Below are 23,876 nucleotides of genomic sequence, written 5' to 3'. Positions count from 1 at the left end.
TATTGCTTATAAACGACTCCTCTTTCTTTCTCTTGCTGATGAAAAAAAGCATCTGATTAGTTAATCAAATGCTTTTTCTTATTGCTCTGTTTAACTGATAACGGTTGCTTAATCCTTTAACCAATAAAAAAGTTCCTCATGTTTGTATACCTGTTCTGTTTCTAAAATAATTTCAGGCAATAAGACGTCCAGAGTATTCATTAATGAGTGTAGAGCCTGCTGAACCGTACCTTTCTCGAATTGATCCAGCGGCTCAGACAACTCATCCTCATCTAGAACGAAACAGCTTCCATTTGGAAGAGCCAGGACATCAATGATCAAGTCTTCAAAAGAGAGGATTTGACCGGTTATCTGTGTGTTCTTGACAATGTTAAAGTAAGAACCTAAGTAATTTCCCTCGCCATCCCTCCAAACATACGCATTGTACGGTCGATCTTTCCAATAGTAAGCAATCGTATAGCTGCCCTTAGGAATCGTTAATGATGTTTTCTCTGCCGTCATTGTAAACGACTCCTTTATTTTATGAAAAAGGACGATTTTTTGATCTTGCGCCTTCAATAGTTTGCAAACATGTTCAACAATGGTGAAATCATATCGTATCTTTCTTTCTATTATTTTATTAGCATATTGATTAATGGATGTATTTAGATGAATCATCGTTTAGTTTCTCCTTCTATCTCATGCTCTTGATCAGACCTATGTTCTGGTCCATTGTATCATCAAAAAGCAGCAATTTTTATCCATTTCGCTTCAGATTTACAAAGACCGAAGAACAACGAGGAAGAGAATGAGCAGTAAGAAATTAAGAAGAATGAAAAGCCTAAAGCCTTCCTTATTTCCTTTAGAAGGCTTTAGGCTTTATTGTGAAACCATGTTAACTGACGCTTTCCAATCAAACGGACCCGCGATTTTAAATTGAACGACTCCTTCCGTGTAGAGAGTTGTACTTTCTAAAGGGACGAATAAAAAAGAAATGATCTTCTGCTCATACTTTCTTGTAAGTATCTAATCGCAGAAATACATTGGAAGTGTTCGAAAGAGAGGATAGAAAACTGAATGAATGGCATGATTACTTTTAAATTAAAGCGTAAAGCAGCGAATGCGTCAGCGAACGAGGAAATGTTTCAAATTTGCACAGAAAATAATTGATGATTAAAACAGACCCATCCATCGGAAAACCCAAAGAAGAAAGACTCACACAGACTGATTCACACCGAAGACTTTTACAGAAAGCTTTTCTCTCTTTTCAACTTTTCCAATGTGACATGATCGATCAAGCAATTTTTCATGAAGCACTCAGCTATGATAGACAAAAGAGACGTCAAACGAATGAAAGCTTCGTCGTCATTCTTTTATTTTGCCTTTGAATGCCTGTGGAACATCGTTATAAAATTTATGAAACAGGTAGACAAGATAAGCGTTTAAATCAAATTGGTCTTTATGAACAAAATTAGACAGTGTTAAATTATTTTTTCTCATCATTGTTCTCCCTCCTCTTTATAGCATTCTTCACCCATAATAAATTCATTGTCATATGCCCACCAAGCTGCATACAAAACTTCTTCTAATTTCACTATAATGGAAAGCGCTTACAAAGTGAAGGGGGTATTACAAAAAAAATTTCGACGAATTTCTTCAAATAGAAAAAAGAGAAGATACAAATGGCTGCATGTCTTTCGTGTGTGGTTTCTATCCGCTGACAGTAGTGAATACATAGATAGCAGCAGAGAGAAATCAATTGTTGTGAAGCTTATAAGCACCCTCCGTAAAACATGTATCATTGACTATTCTTTAGAAAATGATTTGCTCGCCAGACAATCCATTCTGTACATAATTGGCCATAAAAATATAGACTGTAATTTCTTAGGCTTCACCTGTATAGTTACAGTAACATGCCTTCAAAGGAGTGATTGATTTGTTTATGAAAATTACAAAAGAACAAAAGGAATTAATGATTGCTGACATTCAAGATTTCTTTCTACAGGAAAGAGATGAGGAGATATCTGAGTTCGCCGCAGAAAGGGTGTTGGATTTCGTTAAGGAATTGTTGGCTCCGCATTTCTATAATGCCGCCATCTCCGATGCAAAGCATATCATTGAGCAACAATTTTCTTCATTGGAAGATGAAATCTTAACGTTAGAGCGGCCCATAAAACGCTGAAAGCTAGTCACTCTGAGAGTGAATTTACTACAATTCACTCTTTTATTGTATTCTTTGCACTTGTATCCTTAAACCAGTTACGGCTTTCGATTCTTCATGACTCCTATATAGAAGCGGCTAGGTTTGCCTGGCTTTGTTCGGATAAATAACAGAAAAGCCAGCCATACTACTACTGGAAGGTGGTGTATTGGTTATCGTTTTCCCTACCGTGCATACAAACTTTTGGGATGCTGTCATCGCAGTGCCTGTAGTCATGATCCTAACACAGCTAATAAAAATGTTCTTTCACACACCTAAGTCACTCGTTCCGCTTATAGCCCTTTTTAATGGTTTGCTTATATCTATCTTTATCAGCCACAATGGCCATCTCACCGCAGGATTATTTATGGGTTGGTTCTATGGTTATGCAGCAATAGGTTCTTACGCTTCTTTAAAAACGAGCGTTCTTTCCTATCTAAAAAAAGTTAGACGTGAGTAATGCGCCTTTTGCTGTCGTTTATTTGTTAAGCTTGAGAAAGTGACTCTCCTGATTGTCACTTTCCTTGAACTCCTTCCTCCCCCTCTCACTATCCGACTTCTATTTTCTTTCATGCTATTCTTAAGAACCCTCTTCATTTAATCAAGAGAATGACTCCAATTGATTAGAGGAACGTTGTTAAACACACTGGCCAGACCTACTCTAGCAAACCGATTTACTATAAACTCCCCCTATTCTCGCAATTAGCAATTGACCATGAAAACCGGCAATGATAGGATTAGAGAATTAAAGGAATAAAATAACAATCCCATCTTCAATACTTGACAGTAATGTGGATTTAAAGGAAGTGCCCTATTGTGTCAAATCAACAAGATTTAGTACGCGATACCAGCCAGGACCGTCTTCATGCTGATTGCGGAAGCTGTTTTGGCTTGTGCTGCGTTGCTTTACCTTTTGCCGCTTCAGCAGACTTTGCCTTGAATAAAGATGGAGGGGCTCCTTGTTCGAATTTACAAACGAATTTTCGCTGCAGTATTCATAAAGACCTGAGACAAAAAGGGTTTCGAGGCTGCACGGTTTATGAATGCTTTGGCGCGGGACAAAAAGTTTCCCAAATTATTTTTAAAGGAAAAGATTGGCGAAGCGCCCCCGAAACGGCCAAGCAAATGTTTGATGTATTCCCTATTGTACAGCAGCTTCACGAGATGCTTTGGTATTTAACCGAAGCTCTGACATTAGAAGCTGCCACCCTCATCCATAACGAACTTCGCTCGGCTCTAGAGAAAACAGAACAGCTTACCCATCTCAGTCCTGAGGCTATTGCTGAACTGGATCTACCGGCGCATAGATCTGATATCAACCTTCTGCTTTTGCGTACTAGCGAGCTCGTACGTGCGGGGGTATCCCCGAAACAAAGAGGGGCTAAGAAACGCCAAAAGCCTATCGGCAGAGGAGCCGACCTAATCGGGGCCAACCTTAAAGGCGCTAATCTAAGGGGAGCAGATTTAAGAGGGGCTCTCCTTATAGCTGCTGATCTCCGGGAAGCGGACTTAAGAGTAACTGATCTGATCGGCGCCGATTTTCGGGATGCGGACCTTAGCGGAGCTGATCTTACAGGATGTATTTTTCTTACGCAAGCCCAAGTGAATGCAGCGAAAGGAAACACCAAAACCAAGCTCCCTTCCGCGCTAACTCCTCCAGCACATTGGTCATAACAACGAGTCAAAAAACCCTTCTTACTTGGGACGGGACTGACCCCTATTTTTGAGACAGGGATCAAAACACCTTTAAGCAGCCAGCTGCCGATATTTGACCGGTGGCTGATTGTTTAGTTTCGCTTGAATACGGGTATGGTTATAATAGTGAATATAGCTTTCGACAGTTTGCTCTACGGTAGCCGTCGTAGTGCTTGTCAACTCGTCGAGATAGAATGTTTCAGACTTTAGCGAGGAATGAAACGATTCGATGGAGGCATTATCAGAGGGTGTCCCTTTCCGGGACATACTCATGGTAATGCCTTTTTCTTTGACTGCCTGCTGATAAGCATAAGATGTGTACACAGATCCCTGATCGCTGTGCAGAATGCATCCCTCTGGGAGGGGTGGCAGCTGGGCCAGCGTATGTAGCACAAAATCTGTATTCTGGCAGCTTCCTAAAGAATAGGCAATGATTTCGCCGTTAAATAAATCCTGAATACTTGAAAGATACAGCTGTTTCTGGGACCACTTCCTCTCCAATTCTTTGTACTTTTTTAGTACTTCAATCTGCTGTTTCAAATACCGATTTTCTGCCTTCAGTTTCTCTGTTTCACTTTCATACTCAGCCCCTTTTCCGAAGGAATACTGCTTGCCCACTGGCTGTTCAAATCGATGAAACTCGCCTGCTTTGTACCATTTCATCCATGTTTTAAGCTGTGTCTTATTTCGAATGTTTAATTCCTTTAAGACTTCTTTGACCGGCACCCCAGCTAATCTCATTTTTACAGCCTTCATTTTTACTTCCGCTGGATAACTGACTCTTGTCCCCATAGAAAAACACCTCCAAGTTATTTTCGAGTATCCCATACTCGTTTTCAACTTAAAGGTGTTTTTTATTTGTCTCACTTTATGGGGTCAGTCCCCCTTAAACAAGAAGGGCTTTTTAGTTCCTTGTTATATATACGTCTTATCAACTAATTTTTTTCGCTGTGCTTGCTTTCTGGCTTTTGAGCGACAATTTGAATGACATGGGACAAACCATTATGCATTTCTCCTTCGTGCCGGACTACTTCCCCCATAAAAAAATGAATGATACGCCAATCGGAAAATACTTCTAAAAACTCTTCCGGCGCATATAAAAGATCAATGTCTTGCGGCCCTCCGCTTTTATAAGGAATTTGGTAAAGAGAATAAACCTCTGTCACAAAATACCCTTCCGGCTTCACCGCTTCCTTAATATTACGAAGCGTTTTTTGCCGTAATTTTGTTGGAAAATGCCCGAAAATACAAACGACCTCATCCCATCGGTCTCTCTCCCATTGTGCCTCGTTCAAATCGACCAGCTCTGTTTGAACAACTGTTCCTCTTGAAGCAGCAAGTTTTTTCGTTTTCTCTAATCCAGACTCAGCATAATCCCAAGCAGTGACCTTCATTCCCTGTTCCGCTAAAAAAACTGCATTGCGTCCTTCTCCCTCTGCAATGGCTAATGCGTCACCTGATAACTGCAGTTTCTTTTGGACCTCTTCTAAAAAAACGTTGGGGTGCGTTCCATATACATACTTTTCATTTTGAAATCGGTTATTCCACCTATTCATCTGTCTCTCTCCTTTCATGCCAATCATTCTGTCCATCTTTTTTGCAAAATGGATTATGATTCATCTTCTTGCACTTATACGTGTGTACAACCTTTCTCTTCGGGCCTACACAGCTAAAAGTCTGTCCAAGAAGTCCTCAGCCCTAACAGAATTTAAAAAATTAGAAACCATTTACAAGCAAGGTCGCTCCGCATTTTAGATGTACTTACTCATAATAGTATTATAAAATACACATAGGGGTATATCAACATTTATGTGACTGCTTAGCAAAACACTTGTTTACACAGTAAAAGCGATCAACTCTATTGGATGAAAAGTTGATCACTTTACTTTTTATTATAGTGTAGTTAAAAACATAGAAATTTGTGGAACATACGTAATGATTAACAAGTCGACAATCATGATAAGAATAAATGGGACGACTGCACGAATGAGCCTGTCGTATGACACGTCTGCAATCCCCTTAACGACAAACAAATCTAAACCAACAGGTGGAGTAATAAGTCCTATCGATAAATTCACCACCATGACAAGCCCAAAGAAAACTGGATCTATCCCGACTCCTATAGCAATCGGTAACAGCAAAGGCGTTAAAATAGTGATGGCTGCCGAAGCATTCAAAAAGCATCCGGCAATAAAGAAAATAACATTAAATAAGAATAGAATTATATACTGGTTGCTGGAAAGGTGCATGACGAGAGAAGCAAGTTGTTGAGGAATCTGTTCAGCCGTCAGAAGCCAGCCAAAAAGATTGGCCCCAGCTATAATGAATACTACCATTGCTGTCATCTTCGCTGCATTTAGGAAAGCGGCAGGCATATCACTCCATTTCATATCTTTATAAATAAATTTACTTACAACAAATGCATAAGCGGCTGCTACAGCTCCGGCTTCTGTCGGCGTAAAAATCCCACCGCGAATCCCAAAAATAATAATCAATGGCAGAACTAGCGCCAAAACTCCTTCCATCAGTGCTTTTTTGAAAGAAACAAACTCAAATTTTCCTTTTTCCTCCAAATAATTCCTTTTCTTAGTCATCCAGTAATTGACGAACATAATCGATAATCCGATTAAAATGCCAGGAATAATGCCGGCAGTGAACAAATCTCCAATAGACACCCCTGCAGTCACTCCGTACACAATCATGGGAATCGAAGGAGGAATGACGATAGCAATTGTGCCAGCACTCGCCACAGTAGCAGCCGCAAAACCTTTATCATAGCCTTTTTTCTCCATCATCGGAATCATCATTTTTCCAACCGCAGCTGTATCCGCAGCGCCTGAGCCCGATACACCAGCAAAAAACATAGCTGTTAGCGTGGAAACTTGGGCAAGCCCCGACCTAATCCATCCGACTGTTGCAAAAGCAAAACCGGCAATCCGTTGTCCCATGCTGCCTGCCATCATGAATTCCCCGGCCAGCATAAAAAATGGAATGGCGAGCAAAGGAAAGGAATCTACTGAAGTCAGCAGCCTCTGCGGCACTACCTCCAAAGGGACGTAATAAATGCTAGTAACAAAACCGGCTATCGAGGCCCAAATAAGCGAAATAGCAATAGGGACACCGAGGGTCATAAGTAAAAAGAGAAGGGCAATTACGACAATTGCAATCGTCATCTACTTCACCTTCCTTTTTTATAGTTGGATGTCTGTTCCTGCTTTCCTCCCAGACGATCCGCTGCTCTCTACTTCTTTTGTTTTTAGCAGTGACAGATGGGCAATAGCATGAATGAGACATATAACGGAACTGACTACAACTGCTCCGTAAATCCAGATCATATTAAGCCCGAGGGATGGGGAAATTTGCTGGCTCGTGAATTTTAAAATACGTAAGCCATAGATGATCAAAAATACAAACAGCGCTGAATTTATCACTTCAATGAATCCCGCCATTCCCATTTTCCACTTTTCAGGCAAGCGATTAATGAATACTTCCACTCGTGCATGGCCTTTATTTTTATATACAGTTCCGATTCCAAGAAAAACCACCCAAACAAACAAATAACGTATCAGCTCTTCTATCCATGTAAGGTTAAATACACTGAAGTCTATCATCGGAAGAGCTTCCTTTATTATAGAGCTTTGAAGAATAAACCGGGAAACCACCTGATAGACGGTTCCAATAAAAGCTGCTGAAAATAAAAAAATAATTATGACACGGCTCGCCTGGTCAATCCTGAAGCTAAGTTTAGGGAAAAATCCTCTCATTTTTTTCACCCTTTATTTTAAGTTTTCCACTTCTTGGATCAGGTCCTTGCCAATTGATTCTTCAAACTCTTTATATACGGGCTCTGCCGTTCTCTTAAATGAGGCCAGGTCAGGTGCCTCCTCAATCTGTATATCACTTTCTCTCAATCGTTCTAACAGCTTTTTTTCCTCTTGTACAGCAAGTTTTCTTTCATATTGAATGGCTTCTTTAGCGGATTTTTTTATCACTTTTTGAAGGTCGGAGGGCAACGTATCGAAGGTCGTCTTGCTCATCAAAAAAATGGCAGCATCATAATTATGTGCAGTTAAGGTGAGGTACTTTTGAACCTCATGCAGTTTATTTAAGTAAATTTGGGCCAGAGGGTTTTCCTGTCCATCGACCACTTTCTGTTCTAAAGCGGTATATAATTCCCCAAAGGGAATAGGCACCGGAGCAGATCCTAAAGCTTTGACGAAAGAAATATAAGGAGGAGACTCTTGAACGCGAAGCTTTAAACCGGAGGCATCATCACTTGTTTTAATCGGCTTTTTATTATTGGTCAGGTGCCTCCATCCATTTTCCATATATCCTAAGTTAAGCAATCCTTTACTTTCCAAACCGCTTGCGATCTCTTGGCCAATGTCTCCGTCTAAGACCCGAAAAGCGTGTTCCCTGCTTTCAAATAAGTAAGGCAAATTAAGCAGATTGAACTTTGGGGCAAAATTTGTTACTGGAGCAACAGAGCCAATGTGAAAATGAATGGAGCCAATTTGAGCACCTTCTATTTGATCACGGCCATTGCCTAATTGACTGCTTGGAAAAATATCAATTCGGACTTTCCCATTAGATCTTTTCTCAACTAATTCTTTGAATTTTAATGCCCCTTTTTGATAGGGATGTGTCTCGGTCTGCAAATGCCCCAGCCGCAACACATACTCTGCCTCAGCTTTGCCTTTTGTAGTTGCATGGGAGCACCCGCTCAGGATGAATAAAAGGATGATCAGCAGATAGGATAAGTAAAGTTTCACTCAATAATCCCTCCTTTTCTGAGGTAAGCATTTATAAAACTTCTTATAGACCGAGATACTGTCGTTCTATCCAATCACTAAAGAGAGCTTATAAAATGCTTCTCCTATTAATGATATTTATAAGGAAAGCGTTCAAGTACATTAAAAAAAGAAGGGAATGTCTGCAGAAACTTTTTCTCGCCCCTGAGCAATGATTAATTATAAGTATCCCTCAAAACCTTCATATTTTGTTCCTTCTCACTTCTGTATTCTCAATAAATATATCATTCAACAAGCAAATGGCCATCAACCGTTCCGCTGTACGCTTTATGCAGCTAAACCATGTTTTCTATCAGCCAGCCACAGTACCTCTTAAGTTTCCATACTTTGAGTAACAGTTCGAGCCGGAAATTTTATATTGAATTGTTCACCTATTTCCATTAATTCTTTCTCCAGAGGAGCAGCTAGCTGAATGCCAGTTTCCTTGCGCTTTTGTTCCTCCCGCTTTCTTCTTTCTCCCGGATAACGGATTTCCTTTATGCCCGGTACTTTGGAAACCTTTTTCATTTCCTCTAGCAGGTTTTGTATGGAAGGAAAGAATGTCTCTAAATCCATAAACTTTTCCGTATCTATTAAAATGAAAAAGTGTCCCACATTTGCTTTATCCTCCTCTTCCTCGTTATATATATTTTTAACATAAGGTCCAAAAGCCGCTCCTGAAAGCACTCCTGCCAAGAGTTCCACTGCCAGTGCCAGCGCCGAACCTTTAGGCCCTCCCATAGGCAGGACAGAGCCTTTTAACGCCTCCTTAGGATTGTTAGTGGGCTCCCCCTTTTGATCGATTGCCCAGCCATCAGGTATAGAATCTCCTTGCTGATCAGCAACCATAATTTTCCCTCTTGCAACTACGCTCGTTGATAAATCAATAATCACGGGTGTATCGTTTCCTGTAGGAAATCCGAAAGCAATCGGATTCGTGCCAAAAAAAGCCTGCTTTCCTCCCCAAGGCGCTATTCCAGAAGGAGAATTAGTAAAACCTATACAAATGATATTCCGCTTGCACACTAGCTGACAAAAGTACGAGGCAGCTCCAAAGTGGTTGCTGTTTTTAATAGCAATAGCGACTATTCCCGATTGCTTCACCATTTCCATGCCTTTAACCAAAGCATGATAACTGACTACATGGCCAAGTCCATTATGGCCATCCACTACAAGCACCGAATTATTTGCTTTTAGCTGAATATCAGGAGTCGCATTAATACGTCCCTCCAGCAGCCTTTTAACATATATAGGCAGACGACTGATTCCATGGCTATCGATTCCCTCCAAATTTGCCTGGATTAAAGAGGCCGCTACAATCTTCGAGTCGTCCTTTGCCATTCCACTCTTTACGAGCACCGTCTCACAAAAACCCTTTAAGTCCATCGCTGTATAACTGTACACTCCATGCTCTCTCCTTTATACTTGCATAAAATTGAATGATCATAGATTCAAGGAACTTTTTATGGACTGAACAACAGGGCGCCTCCCCTTTCGACTGGTCGTTTTAATATTATGAATATGAAAAAAGCTATCCATCCTCTACTCTTTTATATTAAGATGACGAAAACTCTATACTTTATAGCAGTCATCTACTATGCACTAGAACGGAGAGCTTCCTTGCCTGGTTGTTCGTTTAAAAATTCTAAAAGCTATTTATAAAAACGCGCCTGCTAGCAGGCGCGTCAATTAGAAACGGTATGTAAGTGTTGGCCATGTTTAAAAAACCTTTTTCCATGCTTTGAGCAATGAAATAGGTACTGGTAGTCATAATAAAACAGCAGAACTACTTATAAAAATAAAATACTTTTCACTGCTCCTTCCTTTTGCTTCCCATTTAAGTTTTCTTATCATCCACTCTCTGGACAAATCCTGTCATAATCACCAAATAAAAATAAGGAAGCCTCCTTCCTTAAAAATGGGCTTCCTTGCTGAAGGCATTATTTTAATTTTTCCTGCAGGGCTTTCTCTACATGACTTGGTATGTATTCAGATACGCTGCCATTATGAGAGTAAATTTCCTTTACGATACTCGAACTAAGAAAGGAATATTTTTCACTTGAATGGATGAAAAATGTTTCCGCTCCTCTGTATAAGCTTTTATTCACCATGGCCATTTGTGCTTCATACGCATAATCCGTTACTGTTCTTAAGCCTTTAACAATGGCCCTTATATCGTTTTTCTTCATATAATCGACAAGCAAGCCTTGAAATGCCGTTACTTTTATTTTTTCGTTGCCAACGAACGCTCTTTCAATCATCCCCTTCCTCTCTTCAATAGAAAAGAGAGGACTTTTCTTCGAATTCACCATGACAGCTACTATTAGCTCATCGAAAAAATCACTTGCTCTATTGATAATATCAATATGTCCATTTGTAACCGGATCAAAGCTTCCTGGGTATATAGCTTTCATTTCATTCTCCTGGTTTTTTGTTAGTAATAACATTTGCCTCGGTGTGATTGGAATAGTTTTATCTTTTCCATGTTAATTTATCCAATACTCTTTTACTCCATTGCGGCCTGGCAAGGTCTTCTTTTTATTCCTTGGACAGCTTAAGATGCTACTTGAATTCCAGATTTCCCTTCCATTCATATATGTAAATCGGAGAGAGAGCGATATTATTCATACCGGTCATCTTTCCGTATAGTTGGATGGAAGAGCTTAACTTTGGATGCACCTCTATCCTTGCTTTCTGCTCGGTCTTTTTCATCTTTCTTTAACAATCCATCTAATATTTTTAAAGCGTCCTCAAACTCTTTATAATTAATTTGCTTAGTCGCCAATAAAGAGCAAAGCATCGCATAAGCAACCGGTTTAGTATCCATCTCTACTATGACATGAATATCAACATCAGAATTTCCGCTATTTTCAACTTCCGCTTGTCTGAATTCATTGTCATCCATTCTTCTTTCCCAAAATGGTCGGCTATTTCTATAGCCAAATGGAAATCTTTGTGGCTCAGCCATTTTATTTTCTCCTTTCCATTCATTTTTAGGTGGAAAGAACAGCTGACTCTTCCCACCCTATAACATTAAATATCAAATCGTTGATTCTGTTCTTGATCTTGGTCTTGGTCCTGGTCTTGGTCTTGATCTTGATTTGAATTTGCTCTTGAGCGTACCCTTGCAGTAGAATCTGAATCAACACGAATATCGAAACGGACACTCGTATTACCGCTGTTAGAAACTCTTGCAATGTTTGTATTACGGTCAATGTTTTTCAAGTCATTGTCATTATCATTGTCATTTCGTAAATCAATTTCATCTCTATTTTGCAAATTGCTTCTTACGTCAATATCATCTTCAATGTCCACATTTGTTCTTACGCGGTTTTCTGAATTAGATCTTGAATTTCCGTTGTTGCCATTGTTGCCTCGGTTTCTATTGCCTCGGTTGTTGCCTGGGAACCATATTTCACTCATGCTTTATCCCCCCTTTCTGTTTCTTACTATAATTTATTCCTCAGGAATGTTTTTGAATGGACAAACTTCTCAGGTTATTAGCTTGTTTTTGTGAGAAAGAATAATATGAGAACGTTTGTCACAAGATATATGTTGATTGGACTCTATATTAGAAATGAGGATAAGTCGATGTACTACTATAAAGAGGAATTAATCAATATTATTAATCCTGATCAGCCCGATCCTGAAGCCGCAAAAGTCCTGCAGGAGATCTTGGGTGGTCATTTTGGTGAAATGCGAACCATGATGCAATTTTTCTTTCAGAGCTCTAATTTTAGAGGAAAAGACACCCAATATCGCGATTTGCTCCGCGGCATATTCTTAGAAGAAATTGCCCATGTAGAGCTTGTTCAAAATACGATTAATCAATTGCTGAACGGCTCGGGAGAATCTGCTGTTCCGGGAAATGCTGGGGTGGACGGGGCTCCTCTTGATGATGCGGTTAGGCATGCCAATCCCCACCATTATATTATTGGCGCCCAGGCCTCCCTTCCCGTAGACGCGAGCGGAAATCCATGGAATGGATCGTGGGTATACAGCCACGGGAACCTCATTGGGGACCTGCTTGATAACTTAGTTCTTGAATCTACTGGAGTTTTGCAAAAAACACGCATTTATGAAATGAGCTCCAACCAAACATTCCGTGAAACACTCGCTTTTTTAATCGTCAGGGATAACGCCCACCAAAATGCTTTTGCAAAGGCACTCGAGACACTGGGCGTTGATTGGGGTAAGCTATTCCCTGTTCCTAATTATGATATCAATAAATATCCTGAATGCAGAAAGTATGTGGAAATGGGGTATCACAATGCCCAATTTAACTTTAGATTGGATCCAACAAGAATCGGTGAGATTTTCCAAGGACCATCACCGAGCCGGAACAAGGGAGACCTGTCGGTTATAGATCCGCCGAAAGGTTTTCCTGTTCCAGCCTTACCAGAGATGCCTAACGAACATAGCCCTGGAACAAGGGATTTAAATTTCTAAAAGTAGGTTTAGACAAAAATCCTACTAGTTGACAGCAAAACGGATTTTTAGCTTCTTTTTGTCCCGGCTATACTTTAGTCAAACCTATAAAATAGGCTGTCCTCTTCCAATTAGACTAACATGGAGGGCAGCCTTCCTTTCGTTTCTATATTTTTTCATCTAAAATTTTCAAGTGACATATTTCGACTATTTTTTGCATTTTTTTCATTATTCCGGTTGCCCTTCTGCTAAATAAATAGTAATATAGTCGTGGACTCTTAGTCTAATATATGCCAAGCGTTTTATCCATTGAAGAACAAGCAATTGAACAGTAACTTTCACATGCTTTGTCTCTTTTACGTCGCTTTATTATAGGCACTCCACTGTTCATCTATTGAACGATTGCTATAATTCATTGAAGGGCAAACTCCATGAAAATGGGGGACGCAAAGCCACGGGCCTACAACAGTGATTCTGTCATGGCAGCCGGGTTGCCAAGTTGAATATCTTTCAACTTGCTTATACAGCATTGCCTTCTCTGAATGTACTGTAAATTTTAGTGAAGGTGTGAAATATGGAGAAATCAGTATTAGTCGTTGACGATTCACTTTTTATGAGAACTTGGCTAAAAAGCATTTTAAAGGACAATGGTTATGAAGTATTAGAAGCAGCCGATGGTTTAGAGGCGATAGATTCCTATGCTCTTTATAAGCCGAATCTAGTTTTAATGGACATTACGATGAATAAATTAAATGGTATAGAAGCTTTAAAGGAGATTATGTCATTGGATCTTTCTGCGAAAGTAGTCATGTGTTCTTCTCTGGGCCAAAAACAGCTTATAATGGAAGCTCTAAAAATAGGAGCTAAAGATTTTATTGTGAAACCTTACTTTGATCGATTAATTCCAGTGCTGAATAATGTAAATTAATTTCTGACAGACTAAAGCAGTAGCTGTTCTTGAGATTATTTTAACTTTTCCTATCTTTATAGCATTCTGTTTTATTCTTATCCTTAGCTTCTCTCTTCCTTTTAAAGGGGGTGTCGCAAGCTATGAAGGACTTCTATTTTTCTTTTCATCAAATGATGTAACTTTTTTGAATCTTCTGTCGAAACACTTTTTCTTCATTTTTTCTGGTTGTATAATATATCCAAACGCGTACGAACGTGAATTTTCAGATATATGATTAGGAGAGATAAAAGGTGGTTATACAGGAAACACTTGAAGAGTTAAGTATTCGAATCAATCAGGTGCGTCATTTAATGATTTCAACTGGCCTGCGCAAAGGGCTCGATGATGATGAGACTTTAAAATATAGCGAAGAATTGGACGAGCTTATTAATAAATATCAACTGGTTACCTGGCCTTGCCTATCAAAAACTAACTGAGCAGACTATTGGTTTTTAATCTAACTGCCTTCTATCGTTTGCTTTTCTATTAATAGATTAGAAATTCCCCCAGTTTTCTTTGCATATCTCGCTCATTTCTGGGTAAATTACTTGCAATCAGGGTTACGGCATCCACCTTCACACGCCAATACCAACGAGAAAAACCTTGATTAGCCGGGCCAATGTCCGGCTTTTTCGTTATTTTCTTACTCCATTAAAAAGGAGAGAATCACCCTATTTAATCATTCTAATGAATATGACGAACAGACTCTTCCTGCTATAAGGTTAGAATATCATACCACTAATCGCCCTCTAGCGCTGTTTCTGTTTTTCTAGCAGTTAAACAATAAAAAGTCCTGGCCTGTCGTTTGATTATCTTATTTATCAAACGACAGGCCAGGCTGCTTAACAATGATTTATGGAAGGATGGCTATAAAAGGATGAATCACTCTCTATTCTTCCTTTACGCGCATTAAAAATCGTTTCGTCCGTTCTTCCTTAGGGCGACTAAATATTTCTTCAGAGGTGCCTTCCTCTACGATAACTCCTCCATCCATAAAAATAACACGATCAGCGACCTCTCTCGCAAAGTTCATCTCATGTGTTACTACGACCATGGTCATCCCTTCTTGTGCTAAATCTTTCATAACCTGGAGTACTTCCCTCACTAACTCTGGGTCTAATGCAGAAGTAGGTTCGTCATAGAGCATGACCATCGGCTTCATGGAAAGCGCGCGTGCGATGGCTACCCTCTGCTGTTGTCCTCCTGAAAGCTGAGAAGGATAGTGATCACATCGTTCACCGAGCCCGACTTTTTCAAGTAATGTTCTTGCCAACGTTCTTGCTTCCTCGGGTTTCACTCCTTGAACAACTACGGGCCCTTCCATTACATTTTCAATAGCCGTTTTATGTGGAAACAAATTAAATTGTTGAAAAACAAATCCTGTGCTTTTTCGTAACTCTCTGATTTCCGATTTTCGCTTTCTATTGGATACTCCGTCTGCTAAAACTTCATGCTTTCCGATTTGGATGACCCCTTCTGTCGGTTCTTCTAAAAAGGTTAAACAGCGAAGCAAGGTAGATTTACCAGAGCCGCTTGGACCCATTAACACTACTACTTCACTTTTATTGACCGTTAAATCAATGCCTCGAAGAACTTCGTTCGTGCCAAATCTCTTTTTAAGATTAGTTAATTGAATAATACTCATAGACCTCTCCCTTTACATCGATATTGAGAAGCTGTATTTTCAAAGCGCAATATGCTGGGAAGTACGTTTTTCTAATTTGTCGAGCATGATAGAAAAAACCGTAATAATAATCCAATAAATAGCAGCTGCTAATAAATAAATCGTTAACGGCTCAAATGTTTTAGCGATAAGAAGAGATGACATTTGCAAGAGCTCTGTAACGGTAATAACGGATATAAGGGAGGTATCTTTAATCAGAACAATAAATGTGTTGGACATAGTTGGAATAGCAATACGAAGACTTTGAGGAAGAATAATTCTTCTTAAAGCCTGCCAATACGTCATCCCCAAAGATACAGAAGCCTCCATTTGGCCTTTATCAACAGATAAGATGGAAGCACGAAAGGATTCTGACAAATAAGCTCCGGCATTCAAGCTCAACGCAAGAATACCTGAAGGGATAGGATCTAACTCAATGTTCACTTGAGGTAAGCCATAATAAATCACAAAAACTTGCACCAATAACGGCGTTCCCCGAAACATAGACACGTAAGCCGACGACACAACCTCTAGTAATTTGATTTTTGATATCCTTGCTAAGGCTGTTAAAAAACCAAGAACAAGAGCTATTAAAATGGATACTACCGCCAGAAAGATCGTCATTAAGGTGGCATTTAATAATGTTGGCAAAGACTCAATGATTATTGATAAATCCATGAAGCTTCCTCCAATCTCACTATCTTGCAATTCAAAGAATATGCTGAAAGGGAAAATCCCCGTCAAACTAACGCTTCTTCTTTAAAGAATATCTCAATCCCTAACTTGCTTAACTCTTCTATAAAAGGGTTGAATTTTTCCTTAATGATGACATTTTCAATAGGCACCACTCCCGCATCTGTTACCTTTTTCAATGCGATCCAATTAGTGATTAACATGGCTGGGAGAGCAGTCGTTTTTGCCATGGATGTAATGTTCCTCTCGTGATCGTATAGATCAATCATTTCCCATGTATATTTTGTCTGTCGTCCATCCTTTATGCCACTTACTTCCACCCTTACAACGGTAATGTCTTCCTTAGAGCCTCCTTGCATTTTTGGGGCCAATACTTTTTCTGAATAAGCGCGAGGGCTAATTTGATACCCATTAATCTCTATAGGCTGTTCATCTAAAAACCCTAACTGTCTCAGAGTATCCATCTTCTCCCAATGACCTTCATAGCGCACAGTTTTCTCATATAGCTTTTTCACTTTGTCTTTGAGCGTATAGGCCGTGCTATGTGCATCTGTAATGACTGCTTCACAATGACCTACAGGATCAGGGAACGTTAACTTTTCCAATCCCGACAATGGAGGCAGTTCGACCAGCTCGCCGTTTTCGGCCGCCAGCGCAGGCCTTGTGTAAAGTCCTAATACGCTTTCTAATCGAAATACTACTTGGTACCATAATGGAGGCACCGGATATCTTGGAATCCCTCCACAAATCATTACTGCCTCGTCTGCTTCATCTAGCAATTCGATCCCTTGAGCAGCGAGAAAGTTCGTTATCCCCGGGGCTACACCACAGCCTGGCATGATAATCACGCCTGCTTCTTTTGCCTGTTTATCTAATTTCATTTTTTCCTCGAAGTTTGATCCGACGAGATCTACCAAGTGACACTTGGCTGATATAGCCGCTTTGATAGCTGGTAAGCTTAGGGAATGCGGCAAGCATGCCACCGCAATATCTACATTTTTCAACACCTCTTCGATGGCTTGCTCCGTCTGAAGAGAAGCTTCTTTTCCAATTGCTTTTGGGTTATTAGCAACTTCTAAGCATTTCTTTACACTAGTTGAATTTCCATCGATTGCAAGAACGGATTCAATATTAGAAAACTTCACAAGTTCACTTACTACGGTTGTACCAATCATTCCAGTTCCTAAAACAGCTACACGCATATCAACAACCCCCTTATTAGTCTTAAAAGAGCAGGGGTATCTTGAAGAGTCAGATACCCCCCTTTCATTTTGATCTGAACAGTTTATTTATTCAGCGGTTCAGTCCCAAACCACTTTTTGTAAATTTCATTGTACGTACCATCTTCTTTCATTTCAGCTAAAGATTTATTTACCTCTTCTAAAAAATCTTCATTGCCTTTTTTAACGGCCATCCCAATCTCATCTTTATTTAAAATATCGCTTGAAATCTGAAGAGGAAGATTGTTCTCTTTGATGTTATAACTCATTAATAATTGGTCATTGATAATCACATCTAGTCTTTTATTCACCAGATCCTGTACATAATCATTTACAGCTTTGTATAATTTCACGTTTGCTCCATCAACGCTTTTAGCAACTTCTTCAAAGGTAGTTCCGCCTCCTACCCCAACTTCTTTGCCTTTTATATCTTCCAGCTTTTTGATGTTGCTGGTATCTTTTCTAGTAATTAAAACCGATCCGGTAACAACATAAGGATCTGTAAAGTCTACACTCTTTTTTCGCTCTTCAGTTACTGTCATCTGCCCAATGATAATATCAAATTTATCCGCCTTCAGTCCTCCGATCAGACTATCCCACTTTGTTGCCACAAATTCGGTCTTTGCCCCTAAACGCTTAGCTATTTCATTTGAAATATCTACATCAAATCCTTTGTATTTTTGGTTATCATCCAAATAATTAAATGGCGGGTATGTCCCCTCAAAACCTACTTTTAAAGTCTTTGAGTGTTTAACTCTATCCGTTACTTTTTGCTTCTCGTTCCCGCTAACCGCTTTTTCTCCACCGCATCCCGCCATCATGCTAATGAGCAACAACACAACAATTGATAGACCAAGTCTTTTCTTCATCCCTATAACCCCCTTTTTTAATAATCATTTTGGTAGCGTTTTCATTTGGTGATTCCTTGCTTTTCTTTTGAAAATTAGCCTCTAACATGATTGAAATATGTAGATCAAAATTGTAGACCAAGATTGTACTACAATTTATTTTAGTGTATACTAAAGAAAATATAGTTGTCAATATTTTTAGAAAATTATAAACAATATAACTTTTTCTCTTTTACTTCAAACAGGAGCAGGTGAGTATTTCTATGAAAAATCATTCAATGGAACACTATGTATATGACCATATTAAAACGGCTATCTTATCCCGTAAGTTAGCACCCGGAAAACAGCTAGTTGAAAATAAAATTTCTAATACACTGCAAGTAAGTAGAACTCCAATTAGAAATGCTATAAAGAAGTTAGCTTTAGAAGGGCTCGTTGATATTATTCCGAATAAAGGTGCCTTCGTAACGAGTCCAACGAAAGAAGAAATTATTCAAGCTTATGAATTAAGAGCTACCTTGGAATTTTTAGCAGCCAGCCAAGCGATGAAAATAATGACTGAAGCAGACTTTGAAGAAATAAAAGAAAATATTAAAGAAGAAAATAGAGTGTTATTAGATAAAGACTCTGAGGCCTATGTTAAGTCTAATAAATCTTTCCATGTAGCGATTACCAAAAAATGTAATAACAAATTTTTAAATGACTTTATTGATCGGCTTATTAATCAGACGAATATCTATCTGCTTCTCTATGACGAATTTTTCGATAACCCAGAGCAGGAGCCTTATAGCCCCGAAGAACATATGTATATTCTAAAGTTGATGGAACAGCAAAATGAAGATGAACTAAAAATAGCTTTGGAAAATCACTATAAGCGAGCTCTTAAGAGCCTTTCCATTCATTACACCGAATATAAAGAACTAGATGAAATTTTTTAACCTTTTACAAAGAAACGACTCGTATAAACAGCAAATAAAAAAATGACCAACGATATTCAGCTAAGCAGCTGAATATCGTTGGTCATTCATTTTTTATCTTTAGCCTGCAAATTTAAGTAAAAGAGAAGGATTCTATTTTCAGGAACACGTATTTCCTGTAAATTCAAGCTGTGAACAGCGAACAGATAATTATTCCAAACGCGGAAATTCAGACATCGAAAACGAGTGCACTTTGATACGAAAATTTTGATAAAAGATTGACCTCTGCTATAAGAGCTATACTATTTTCGATCATTCAAGCTATTTACACTACTACCTTCTTCCCTTTTTTCTAAGGCTTTGTCGTGTAGGTCTCGCTAAAGAACACGATGCACTCGATTTCTCACCATTCATTTGCTTTCTTCCATAGAGCCATCCGTTAGCGAATGAAACCAGCTTTTGTCTTCTGAATCCAATGCCATGTTAATATGCAAATGTGTCAAAGCCTTTGCATCTTCCGACAGAAGCTCGCTGTCGGCTCTATCCAATTGATGATGACTAAACCGTTTTTCACCCTCTGCTTTTCCGTTTTTGATCACACAGACAAGCGCTCCGTAGTCATCCGATTCAAGAACATATCCCTTTGCGTTGTGATGTTTTATCTCTACCCAGCTTCCTTCTTTATACATGATTGCCGCCTCCTTTTTATCAGACTTTCCACTTTTTTCTTATTTTAATCGTTGAAAAAGGCGGTGCCGCCAAGTTGTATTCAAAGGATTAAATCTTTGCTAGTATATAAAGTGTAAAAGCAACGGAAGGAGAATACGATGGATCATAAAGTAGCCTTACTATTTATTGGCGTCGCTGCCTCTTTATGGGGAATCATTGGCGCATTTGTTACCTATCTATATGAAATAGGATTTACGCCGGCACAAGTAGTTGCCTTACGCTCTTTATCCGCCGCTTTGTTTTTAGTCCTATATGTTTTTACTAAGAACCGCCAACTTTTAAAAATTAAAGTGTCGGATAGCAAATACTTTGTGGGAACTGGCATTATCAGCATTGTCTTTTTTAACTGGTGCCTTTTCAGTGCCATTGAAGAAACATCTATTTCTGTTGCCTCCATCCTTCTTTATACAGCACCCGCTTTCGTCGTTATTTTTTCGAGGCTGTTATTTAAAGAGGCACTAACCGCACGAAAGATATCAGCTCTTGTTGTTACATTTGTCGGCTGTTCATTTGTGATTGGCATCTTGCCTAGTATGAATGAAGCCATCTCCTTATACGGTTTCATCTTAGGCCTTGGCTCAGGTCTTTTTTATGCTCTTTACAGCATATTCGGAAAGTTCGCTCTCCAAAAATATGACTCTTTAACTGTTACTGTGTATACATTTTTGTTTGCAGCTGTCGCTATTACCCCTTTTAGCGGCGTCTGGTTGGCCGGCCCTTTACTGTTGAACATAAAAGCCTGGATATGTATCATTGGCTTAGGCTTTTTCTCGACCGCCCTGCCATTTATTCTTTATACAAAGGGCCTAAGCAAGATAGAGTCTAGTCAGGCATCTATTATAGCTACTATCGAACCCGTCGTCGCCTCTCTTGTAGGACTTTTAATTTTTCATGAAAGATTAAATGCCTGGCAATACTTTGGCATTGTGATGGTTATTTTAGCTGTGGTGATTGTGCAAGAATCCAAACAAAAGGCGAACAAGCAAACGCTTATTTCGAAAAAATCTTCTTAAACACAAAGCATTGCTTGTTTGCAATGAGAAAACCTTCCCTTGCCAGTGTGTCATCAGCAGATACAACAGCATATGCTATGAAATAAGGAGGCGATTCACTTTTATGAAAAGGTATCCCTACAATCATGCGAAAGCCAATTCCTTATTTCCGCCTGGCCAATACTCCTATTCAGATACATTCTCGTCTATAATGAAAAGCTTATCCCCTTCTTATACGATCAAGGCAGAACCTGTGTTTCTCGATCACTTGCTTATACATGTAGGTGAGGACATCCGTGTAGTTATGGGAACGGATTCTCTCGAGGGTACGTTAACTGGGGTGGCCATTGACCATCTTCAGTTAACTATAGATGGAATAAGCTATCATATTCGTTATCCCCATATTACCTACTTCAGAAAAATCTAATCTCTCTTCACCAATATTCCTGCGTCCTAAGACGCTTTTTTTATTGATTGAGCTCTTTTCAAATATCAAATTGTTTAAATATTCTGTAAAGTATGTTATGGTTAATTCTACAAAGAAAAGGCCTATATGGTAATTTTGCTTAGTCCCTTTCCATGATCTTAAGAAAGGAGTGCTAGGATGTCTTTAGACAAGCTGAAGGAAATGTTAGAAATGCTACGCTATTATAATACCGTAGAAATTACTCATACATTCAGCAATGGCGGGCAGCCATTATTATCAGTTTGTTGTTTAAAAAACACGACAATTATCCAAGTAACAATGATTGAGAACCAACTGGTTCAATCCTATGACTGTGTAGAAGAAGCCGCCGCTATTATAGATGAATGGATCAATTAACTTTCTCCTATGAAACTTCCACATATGTAGACGGCTTATCTTTCTATATTTTTTATTTCTCTATTGTTGGGTTTACGTTCTTTTTCAGTTGGGTAAACATAAAATCTATATTTATGGATATACTTTCTTAACACTTTAAGGAAAGGAGAGTTGAATATGGCACCCATTGATTATTTTGCCTGGGCCATCTCCATGCTCTTAGGCATTGTCTTTATTAGCTCTTTAATCATCTTATCCCGAAAACCAAGGTTTTTCTCTGAAAATGAAAAGAAATCTTCTCAGTCAAATAAGTAAACATTCTCCAGATGTACTTCCAGCAACCGGCCATCATACTCTTTGCTCAATCGATTGCTCCCTTTTTATTTAAATTCCAACTATAATCAAAAAGAAGACTGATTATCCAGTCTTCTTTTTTGCTTTACACGAACCAAACGCTAAAGCTCTGTAACTAAACAAGATGAAAAACTAATCAAAGTTTTTCATCCCTGCTGCTCTTCTTGTACTGAATCATTAGTAGATCTTTGCTGAATGACTACATGTTGGGGCCTTCTTGGGTAATTTGCCTTTTCTGAATCATCGGGGCCTGTGAGGGTTCCTCTTTGGTCTAAGTTTCCGTATTCCACCTGTGTTCTATATTCCTTTTGATTTCCTCTTTCCATGATAATCCCCTTCCTCAAATTATTGTCATAAGCAAAGGATTTGTCTTTCCATTATTTTTCTAATTTGTACGTCCGTCCAATCGCTGATTATGTTTCTTCATATAATGTAGTAATTCCGTTACAAAGGAGGTAAAATCTATGGGTTACGGCTACGCTGGTGGCGGCGGTGGCGGCTACGGCAGCGGCTTCGCGTTAATTGTTGTGTTGTTCATTCTCCTAATTATCATTGGCGCAACTTTCATGGGAGGCTACGGATACTAATTTGTACACTTTAAAGAATGGCTACAAGTGATTGTCCCCTTCTCACTGTATCCTTTCTCTCGTTGCTTACAAACCAGACAGAGATCACTGTCTGGTTTTTTATTTTTTGTATTAGGCTGCATTTTATACATATCACTGTATTCTTCGTTTGTTTACGAATATCCTTTGTATCCAGGACTTTCTTGGATATATTTTTTTATTTAAGTTACATTAATAATGTTGGCAGTGATATTAAAAGATCCACCTCTGCCTTACGCCTACATGTTATTGAGACTGCATGAGCAGAAGAAATGAACAAAACAATCAAAAATGTAACAAAAAGCTAAGTTTTCCCCATCTAAGCCTTAAGTTCTCCGTTGACAATGATGCCTAGTTTCTTGAAAGCAAGAATAACCAGTATAAAATTATGCGGGATGCGATAGGAGGAAATCTGCATGGAAATTCGTGAAGGCTTAATTCCAACAGCTTTAGGTACAGCAGTTACAGCTGCGGGATATGCTCTAAAGCAAAAACGCGACTCAAACAAAATGATTGCCAACACTGTTTTTGGATTTGGTCTAGCGCACATTGTCTTGGGCTCTATTGATTTACTCCAGCATCGCCAATAACGCAAACAGGCAGGCCAAATTTTGCCCCTGCCTGTTTCTTATATTCTTCGCAACAATAAAAACCCCTCTCCTCAAAAAGGAGAAGGGTTTTTCAAGCCATCTATTTATTTCCAAGCATTTAACTAGTTACTTTTACAAATTCCCATAGATTTTCAATTGGGCAGATTCCATAACGCGGTGCATGTGTAAATTCATAACAGGCATAATTCTTCCAGCCGTGAAGATTTACTTTGATTTCCCTCTGTTCGTCTTCCAGCCAAACAAACTTCCAATCTCCATTTAATAGATTGAGCAACTGATCACTGGTTTTTACATTTTCAAACGAACTGAATAGATCCGCCATTCTTCCGCCTCCTTATTCACTTACTATACAAATTCTTTACTTTTATGTAAATTCCTCTAAAAAGTTTCTTTTCCTCTTT

The 23,876-nt window shown here is 39.1% G+C and carries 30 protein-coding genes and 1 riboswitch; of the genes, 13 read left to right on the top strand and 17 right to left on the bottom strand.

The genetic code is table 11. The annotated features are described in order from the left end of the window. Window positions 1-108 precede the first annotated feature (108 nt). Window positions 109-657: a DUF402 domain-containing protein gene (locus tag MKZ02_RS11145; RefSeq protein WP_340853571.1), complete on the bottom strand. Its 549-nt coding sequence runs from the start codon at window positions 655-657 to the stop codon at window positions 109-111. 687 nt (window positions 658-1,344) lie between these two features. Beyond that, complete coding sequence (locus MKZ02_RS11140; protein WP_340853569.1) at window positions 1,345-1,482, bottom strand: hypothetical protein; 138 nt, start codon at window positions 1,480-1,482, stop codon at window positions 1,345-1,347. A 433-nt stretch (window positions 1,483-1,915) separates the two neighbouring features. Between MKZ02_RS11140 and MKZ02_RS11135 the strand changes: the two genes are divergently transcribed. From MKZ02_RS11135 to MKZ02_RS11125, 3 genes are all read left to right on the top strand, one after another. Then, entirely contained in the window at window positions 1,916-2,161 is a 246-nt protein-coding gene (locus MKZ02_RS11135) for a DUF2164 domain-containing protein (protein ID WP_340853566.1), read from the top strand. Window positions 2,162-2,354: 193 nt separating this feature from the next. Next, a complete protein-coding gene (locus MKZ02_RS11130) occupies window positions 2,355-2,639 on the top strand; it encodes a hypothetical protein (RefSeq protein ID WP_120032346.1) in 285 nt (94 codons plus the stop codon). 356 nt (window positions 2,640-2,995) lie between these two features. Beyond that, window positions 2,996-3,853 (top strand): pentapeptide repeat-containing protein, encoded by an 858-nt coding sequence (locus MKZ02_RS11125; RefSeq protein WP_259455571.1) that lies wholly within the window; start codon window positions 2,996-2,998, stop codon window positions 3,851-3,853. Window positions 3,854-3,925: 72 nt separating this feature from the next. Here MKZ02_RS11125 and MKZ02_RS11120 read toward each other — a convergent pair whose 3' ends face one another. The 9 genes from MKZ02_RS11120 to MKZ02_RS11080 all read right to left on the bottom strand — a co-directional run bounded on the left by MKZ02_RS11120 (window position 3,926) and on the right by MKZ02_RS11080 (window position 12,087). After that, the gene (locus MKZ02_RS11120; RefSeq protein WP_340853564.1) at window positions 3,926-4,666 is read right to left on the bottom strand and encodes an IS3 family transposase; all 741 of its coding nucleotides are present in this window, start codon (window positions 4,664-4,666) and stop codon (window positions 3,926-3,928) included. Between the two features lie 143 nt (window positions 4,667-4,809). Beyond that, window positions 4,810-5,430, bottom strand: a complete 621-nt coding sequence (locus tag MKZ02_RS11115) for an SAM-dependent methyltransferase (RefSeq protein WP_120032351.1) — start codon at window positions 5,428-5,430, stop codon at window positions 4,810-4,812. Window positions 5,431-5,766: 336 nt separating this feature from the next. Further along, window positions 5,767-7,047: a TRAP transporter large permease gene (locus tag MKZ02_RS11110; RefSeq protein WP_340853562.1), complete on the bottom strand. Its 1,281-nt coding sequence runs from the start codon at window positions 7,045-7,047 to the stop codon at window positions 5,767-5,769. A gap of 18 nt (window positions 7,048-7,065) precedes the next feature. Next, window positions 7,066-7,638: a TRAP transporter small permease gene (locus MKZ02_RS11105; RefSeq protein ID WP_340853561.1), complete on the bottom strand. Its 573-nt coding sequence runs from the start codon at window positions 7,636-7,638 to the stop codon at window positions 7,066-7,068. A 12-nt stretch (window positions 7,639-7,650) separates the two neighbouring features. Beyond that, on the bottom strand, window positions 7,651-8,646 hold the full coding sequence (locus MKZ02_RS11100) for a TRAP transporter substrate-binding protein (protein ID WP_340853559.1): 996 nt from the start codon (window positions 8,644-8,646) through the stop codon (window positions 7,651-7,653). 351 nt (window positions 8,647-8,997) lie between these two features. Continuing rightward, complete coding sequence (locus MKZ02_RS11095; protein ID WP_340853558.1) at window positions 8,998-10,068, bottom strand: Ldh family oxidoreductase; 1,071 nt, start codon at window positions 10,066-10,068, stop codon at window positions 8,998-9,000. Window positions 10,069-10,604: 536 nt separating this feature from the next. Next, window positions 10,605-11,078 carry a pantetheine-phosphate adenylyltransferase gene (gene coaD / locus MKZ02_RS11090; protein WP_120032359.1) on the bottom strand — a complete coding sequence of 158 codons (474 nt, stop codon included), beginning with the start codon at window positions 11,076-11,078 and terminating at the stop codon, window positions 10,605-10,607. A 206-nt stretch (window positions 11,079-11,284) separates the two neighbouring features. Next, the gene (locus MKZ02_RS11085; RefSeq protein WP_340853557.1) at window positions 11,285-11,632 is read right to left on the bottom strand and encodes a hypothetical protein; all 348 of its coding nucleotides are present in this window, start codon (window positions 11,630-11,632) and stop codon (window positions 11,285-11,287) included. A 65-nt stretch (window positions 11,633-11,697) separates the two neighbouring features. After that, a complete protein-coding gene (locus MKZ02_RS11080; protein ID WP_340853556.1) occupies window positions 11,698-12,087 on the bottom strand; it encodes a hypothetical protein in 390 nt (129 codons plus the stop codon). A gap of 168 nt (window positions 12,088-12,255) precedes the next feature. Between MKZ02_RS11080 and MKZ02_RS11075 the strand changes: the two genes are divergently transcribed. From MKZ02_RS11075 to MKZ02_RS11065, 3 genes are all read left to right on the top strand, one after another. Continuing rightward, window positions 12,256-13,113, top strand: coding sequence for a manganese catalase family protein (locus MKZ02_RS11075; protein WP_340853555.1), 858 nt, complete (start codon window positions 12,256-12,258; stop codon window positions 13,111-13,113). A gap of 390 nt (window positions 13,114-13,503) precedes the next feature. Then, window positions 13,504-13,591, top strand: a riboswitch (cyclic di-GMP riboswitch). A 75-nt stretch (window positions 13,592-13,666) separates the two neighbouring features. After that, window positions 13,667-14,020 (top strand): response regulator, encoded by a 354-nt coding sequence (locus MKZ02_RS11070; RefSeq protein ID WP_340853553.1) that lies wholly within the window; start codon window positions 13,667-13,669, stop codon window positions 14,018-14,020. A gap of 272 nt (window positions 14,021-14,292) precedes the next feature. Further along, on the top strand, window positions 14,293-14,478 hold the full coding sequence (locus tag MKZ02_RS11065) for an aspartyl-phosphate phosphatase Spo0E family protein (protein WP_120032367.1): 186 nt from the start codon (window positions 14,293-14,295) through the stop codon (window positions 14,476-14,478). 452 nt (window positions 14,479-14,930) lie between these two features. On the opposite strand, the gene MKZ02_RS11060 is transcribed toward MKZ02_RS11065, so the two are convergent. From MKZ02_RS11060 to MKZ02_RS11045, 4 genes are all read right to left on the bottom strand, one after another. Beyond that, window positions 14,931-15,686 (bottom strand): amino acid ABC transporter ATP-binding protein, encoded by a 756-nt coding sequence (locus tag MKZ02_RS11060; protein WP_340853552.1) that lies wholly within the window; start codon window positions 15,684-15,686, stop codon window positions 14,931-14,933. A 39-nt stretch (window positions 15,687-15,725) separates the two neighbouring features. Further along, window positions 15,726-16,382 (bottom strand): amino acid ABC transporter permease, encoded by a 657-nt coding sequence (locus MKZ02_RS11055; protein ID WP_120037803.1) that lies wholly within the window; start codon window positions 16,380-16,382, stop codon window positions 15,726-15,728. A 62-nt stretch (window positions 16,383-16,444) separates the two neighbouring features. After that, a complete protein-coding gene (locus MKZ02_RS11050; protein ID WP_340853551.1) occupies window positions 16,445-17,599 on the bottom strand; it encodes a saccharopine dehydrogenase family protein in 1,155 nt (384 codons plus the stop codon). Window positions 17,600-17,682: 83 nt separating this feature from the next. After that, a complete protein-coding gene (locus MKZ02_RS11045) occupies window positions 17,683-18,486 on the bottom strand; it encodes a transporter substrate-binding domain-containing protein (RefSeq protein WP_120032371.1) in 804 nt (267 codons plus the stop codon). A 242-nt stretch (window positions 18,487-18,728) separates the two neighbouring features. Between MKZ02_RS11045 and MKZ02_RS11040 the strand changes: the two genes are divergently transcribed. Next, window positions 18,729-19,403, top strand: a complete 675-nt coding sequence (locus tag MKZ02_RS11040) for a GntR family transcriptional regulator (RefSeq protein WP_120032373.1) — start codon at window positions 18,729-18,731, stop codon at window positions 19,401-19,403. A gap of 389 nt (window positions 19,404-19,792) precedes the next feature. On the opposite strand, the gene MKZ02_RS11035 is transcribed toward MKZ02_RS11040, so the two are convergent. Beyond that, complete coding sequence (locus MKZ02_RS11035; RefSeq protein ID WP_120032376.1) at window positions 19,793-20,071, bottom strand: hypothetical protein; 279 nt, start codon at window positions 20,069-20,071, stop codon at window positions 19,793-19,795. A 138-nt stretch (window positions 20,072-20,209) separates the two neighbouring features. Between MKZ02_RS11035 and MKZ02_RS11030 the strand changes: the two genes are divergently transcribed. From MKZ02_RS11030 to MKZ02_RS11005, 6 genes are all read left to right on the top strand, one after another. Beyond that, a complete protein-coding gene (locus tag MKZ02_RS11030) occupies window positions 20,210-21,124 on the top strand; it encodes a DMT family transporter (RefSeq protein ID WP_340853550.1) in 915 nt (304 codons plus the stop codon). A 103-nt stretch (window positions 21,125-21,227) separates the two neighbouring features. Beyond that, entirely contained in the window at window positions 21,228-21,530 is a 303-nt protein-coding gene (locus MKZ02_RS11025) for a DUF2642 domain-containing protein (protein ID WP_120032378.1), read from the top strand. A 177-nt stretch (window positions 21,531-21,707) separates the two neighbouring features. Beyond that, a complete protein-coding gene (locus MKZ02_RS11020; protein WP_340853549.1) occupies window positions 21,708-21,926 on the top strand; it encodes a hypothetical protein in 219 nt (72 codons plus the stop codon). Between the two features lie 156 nt (window positions 21,927-22,082). Next, window positions 22,083-22,220, top strand: coding sequence for a hypothetical protein (locus MKZ02_RS11015; protein WP_182916967.1), 138 nt, complete (start codon window positions 22,083-22,085; stop codon window positions 22,218-22,220). 503 nt (window positions 22,221-22,723) lie between these two features. Beyond that, a complete protein-coding gene (locus MKZ02_RS11010; protein WP_120032385.1) occupies window positions 22,724-22,846 on the top strand; it encodes a YjcZ family sporulation protein in 123 nt (40 codons plus the stop codon). Window positions 22,847-23,280: 434 nt separating this feature from the next. Continuing rightward, entirely contained in the window at window positions 23,281-23,454 is a 174-nt protein-coding gene (locus MKZ02_RS11005) for an asparagine synthase (RefSeq protein WP_120032388.1), read from the top strand. Window positions 23,455-23,572: 118 nt separating this feature from the next. Here MKZ02_RS11005 and MKZ02_RS11000 read toward each other — a convergent pair whose 3' ends face one another. Beyond that, the gene (locus MKZ02_RS11000) at window positions 23,573-23,797 is read right to left on the bottom strand and encodes a hypothetical protein (protein WP_120032390.1); all 225 of its coding nucleotides are present in this window, start codon (window positions 23,795-23,797) and stop codon (window positions 23,573-23,575) included. Window positions 23,798-23,876 lie beyond the last annotated feature (79 nt).

This window comes from Pseudobacillus sp. FSL P4-0506 (genome assembly GCF_038003025.1).
Taxonomy (GTDB): domain Bacteria; phylum Bacillota; class Bacilli; order Bacillales; family Domibacillaceae; genus Pseudobacillus.
Note: the sequence above shows the minus strand (reverse complement) of the source record. Positions and strands in the feature narration are given on the sequence as shown.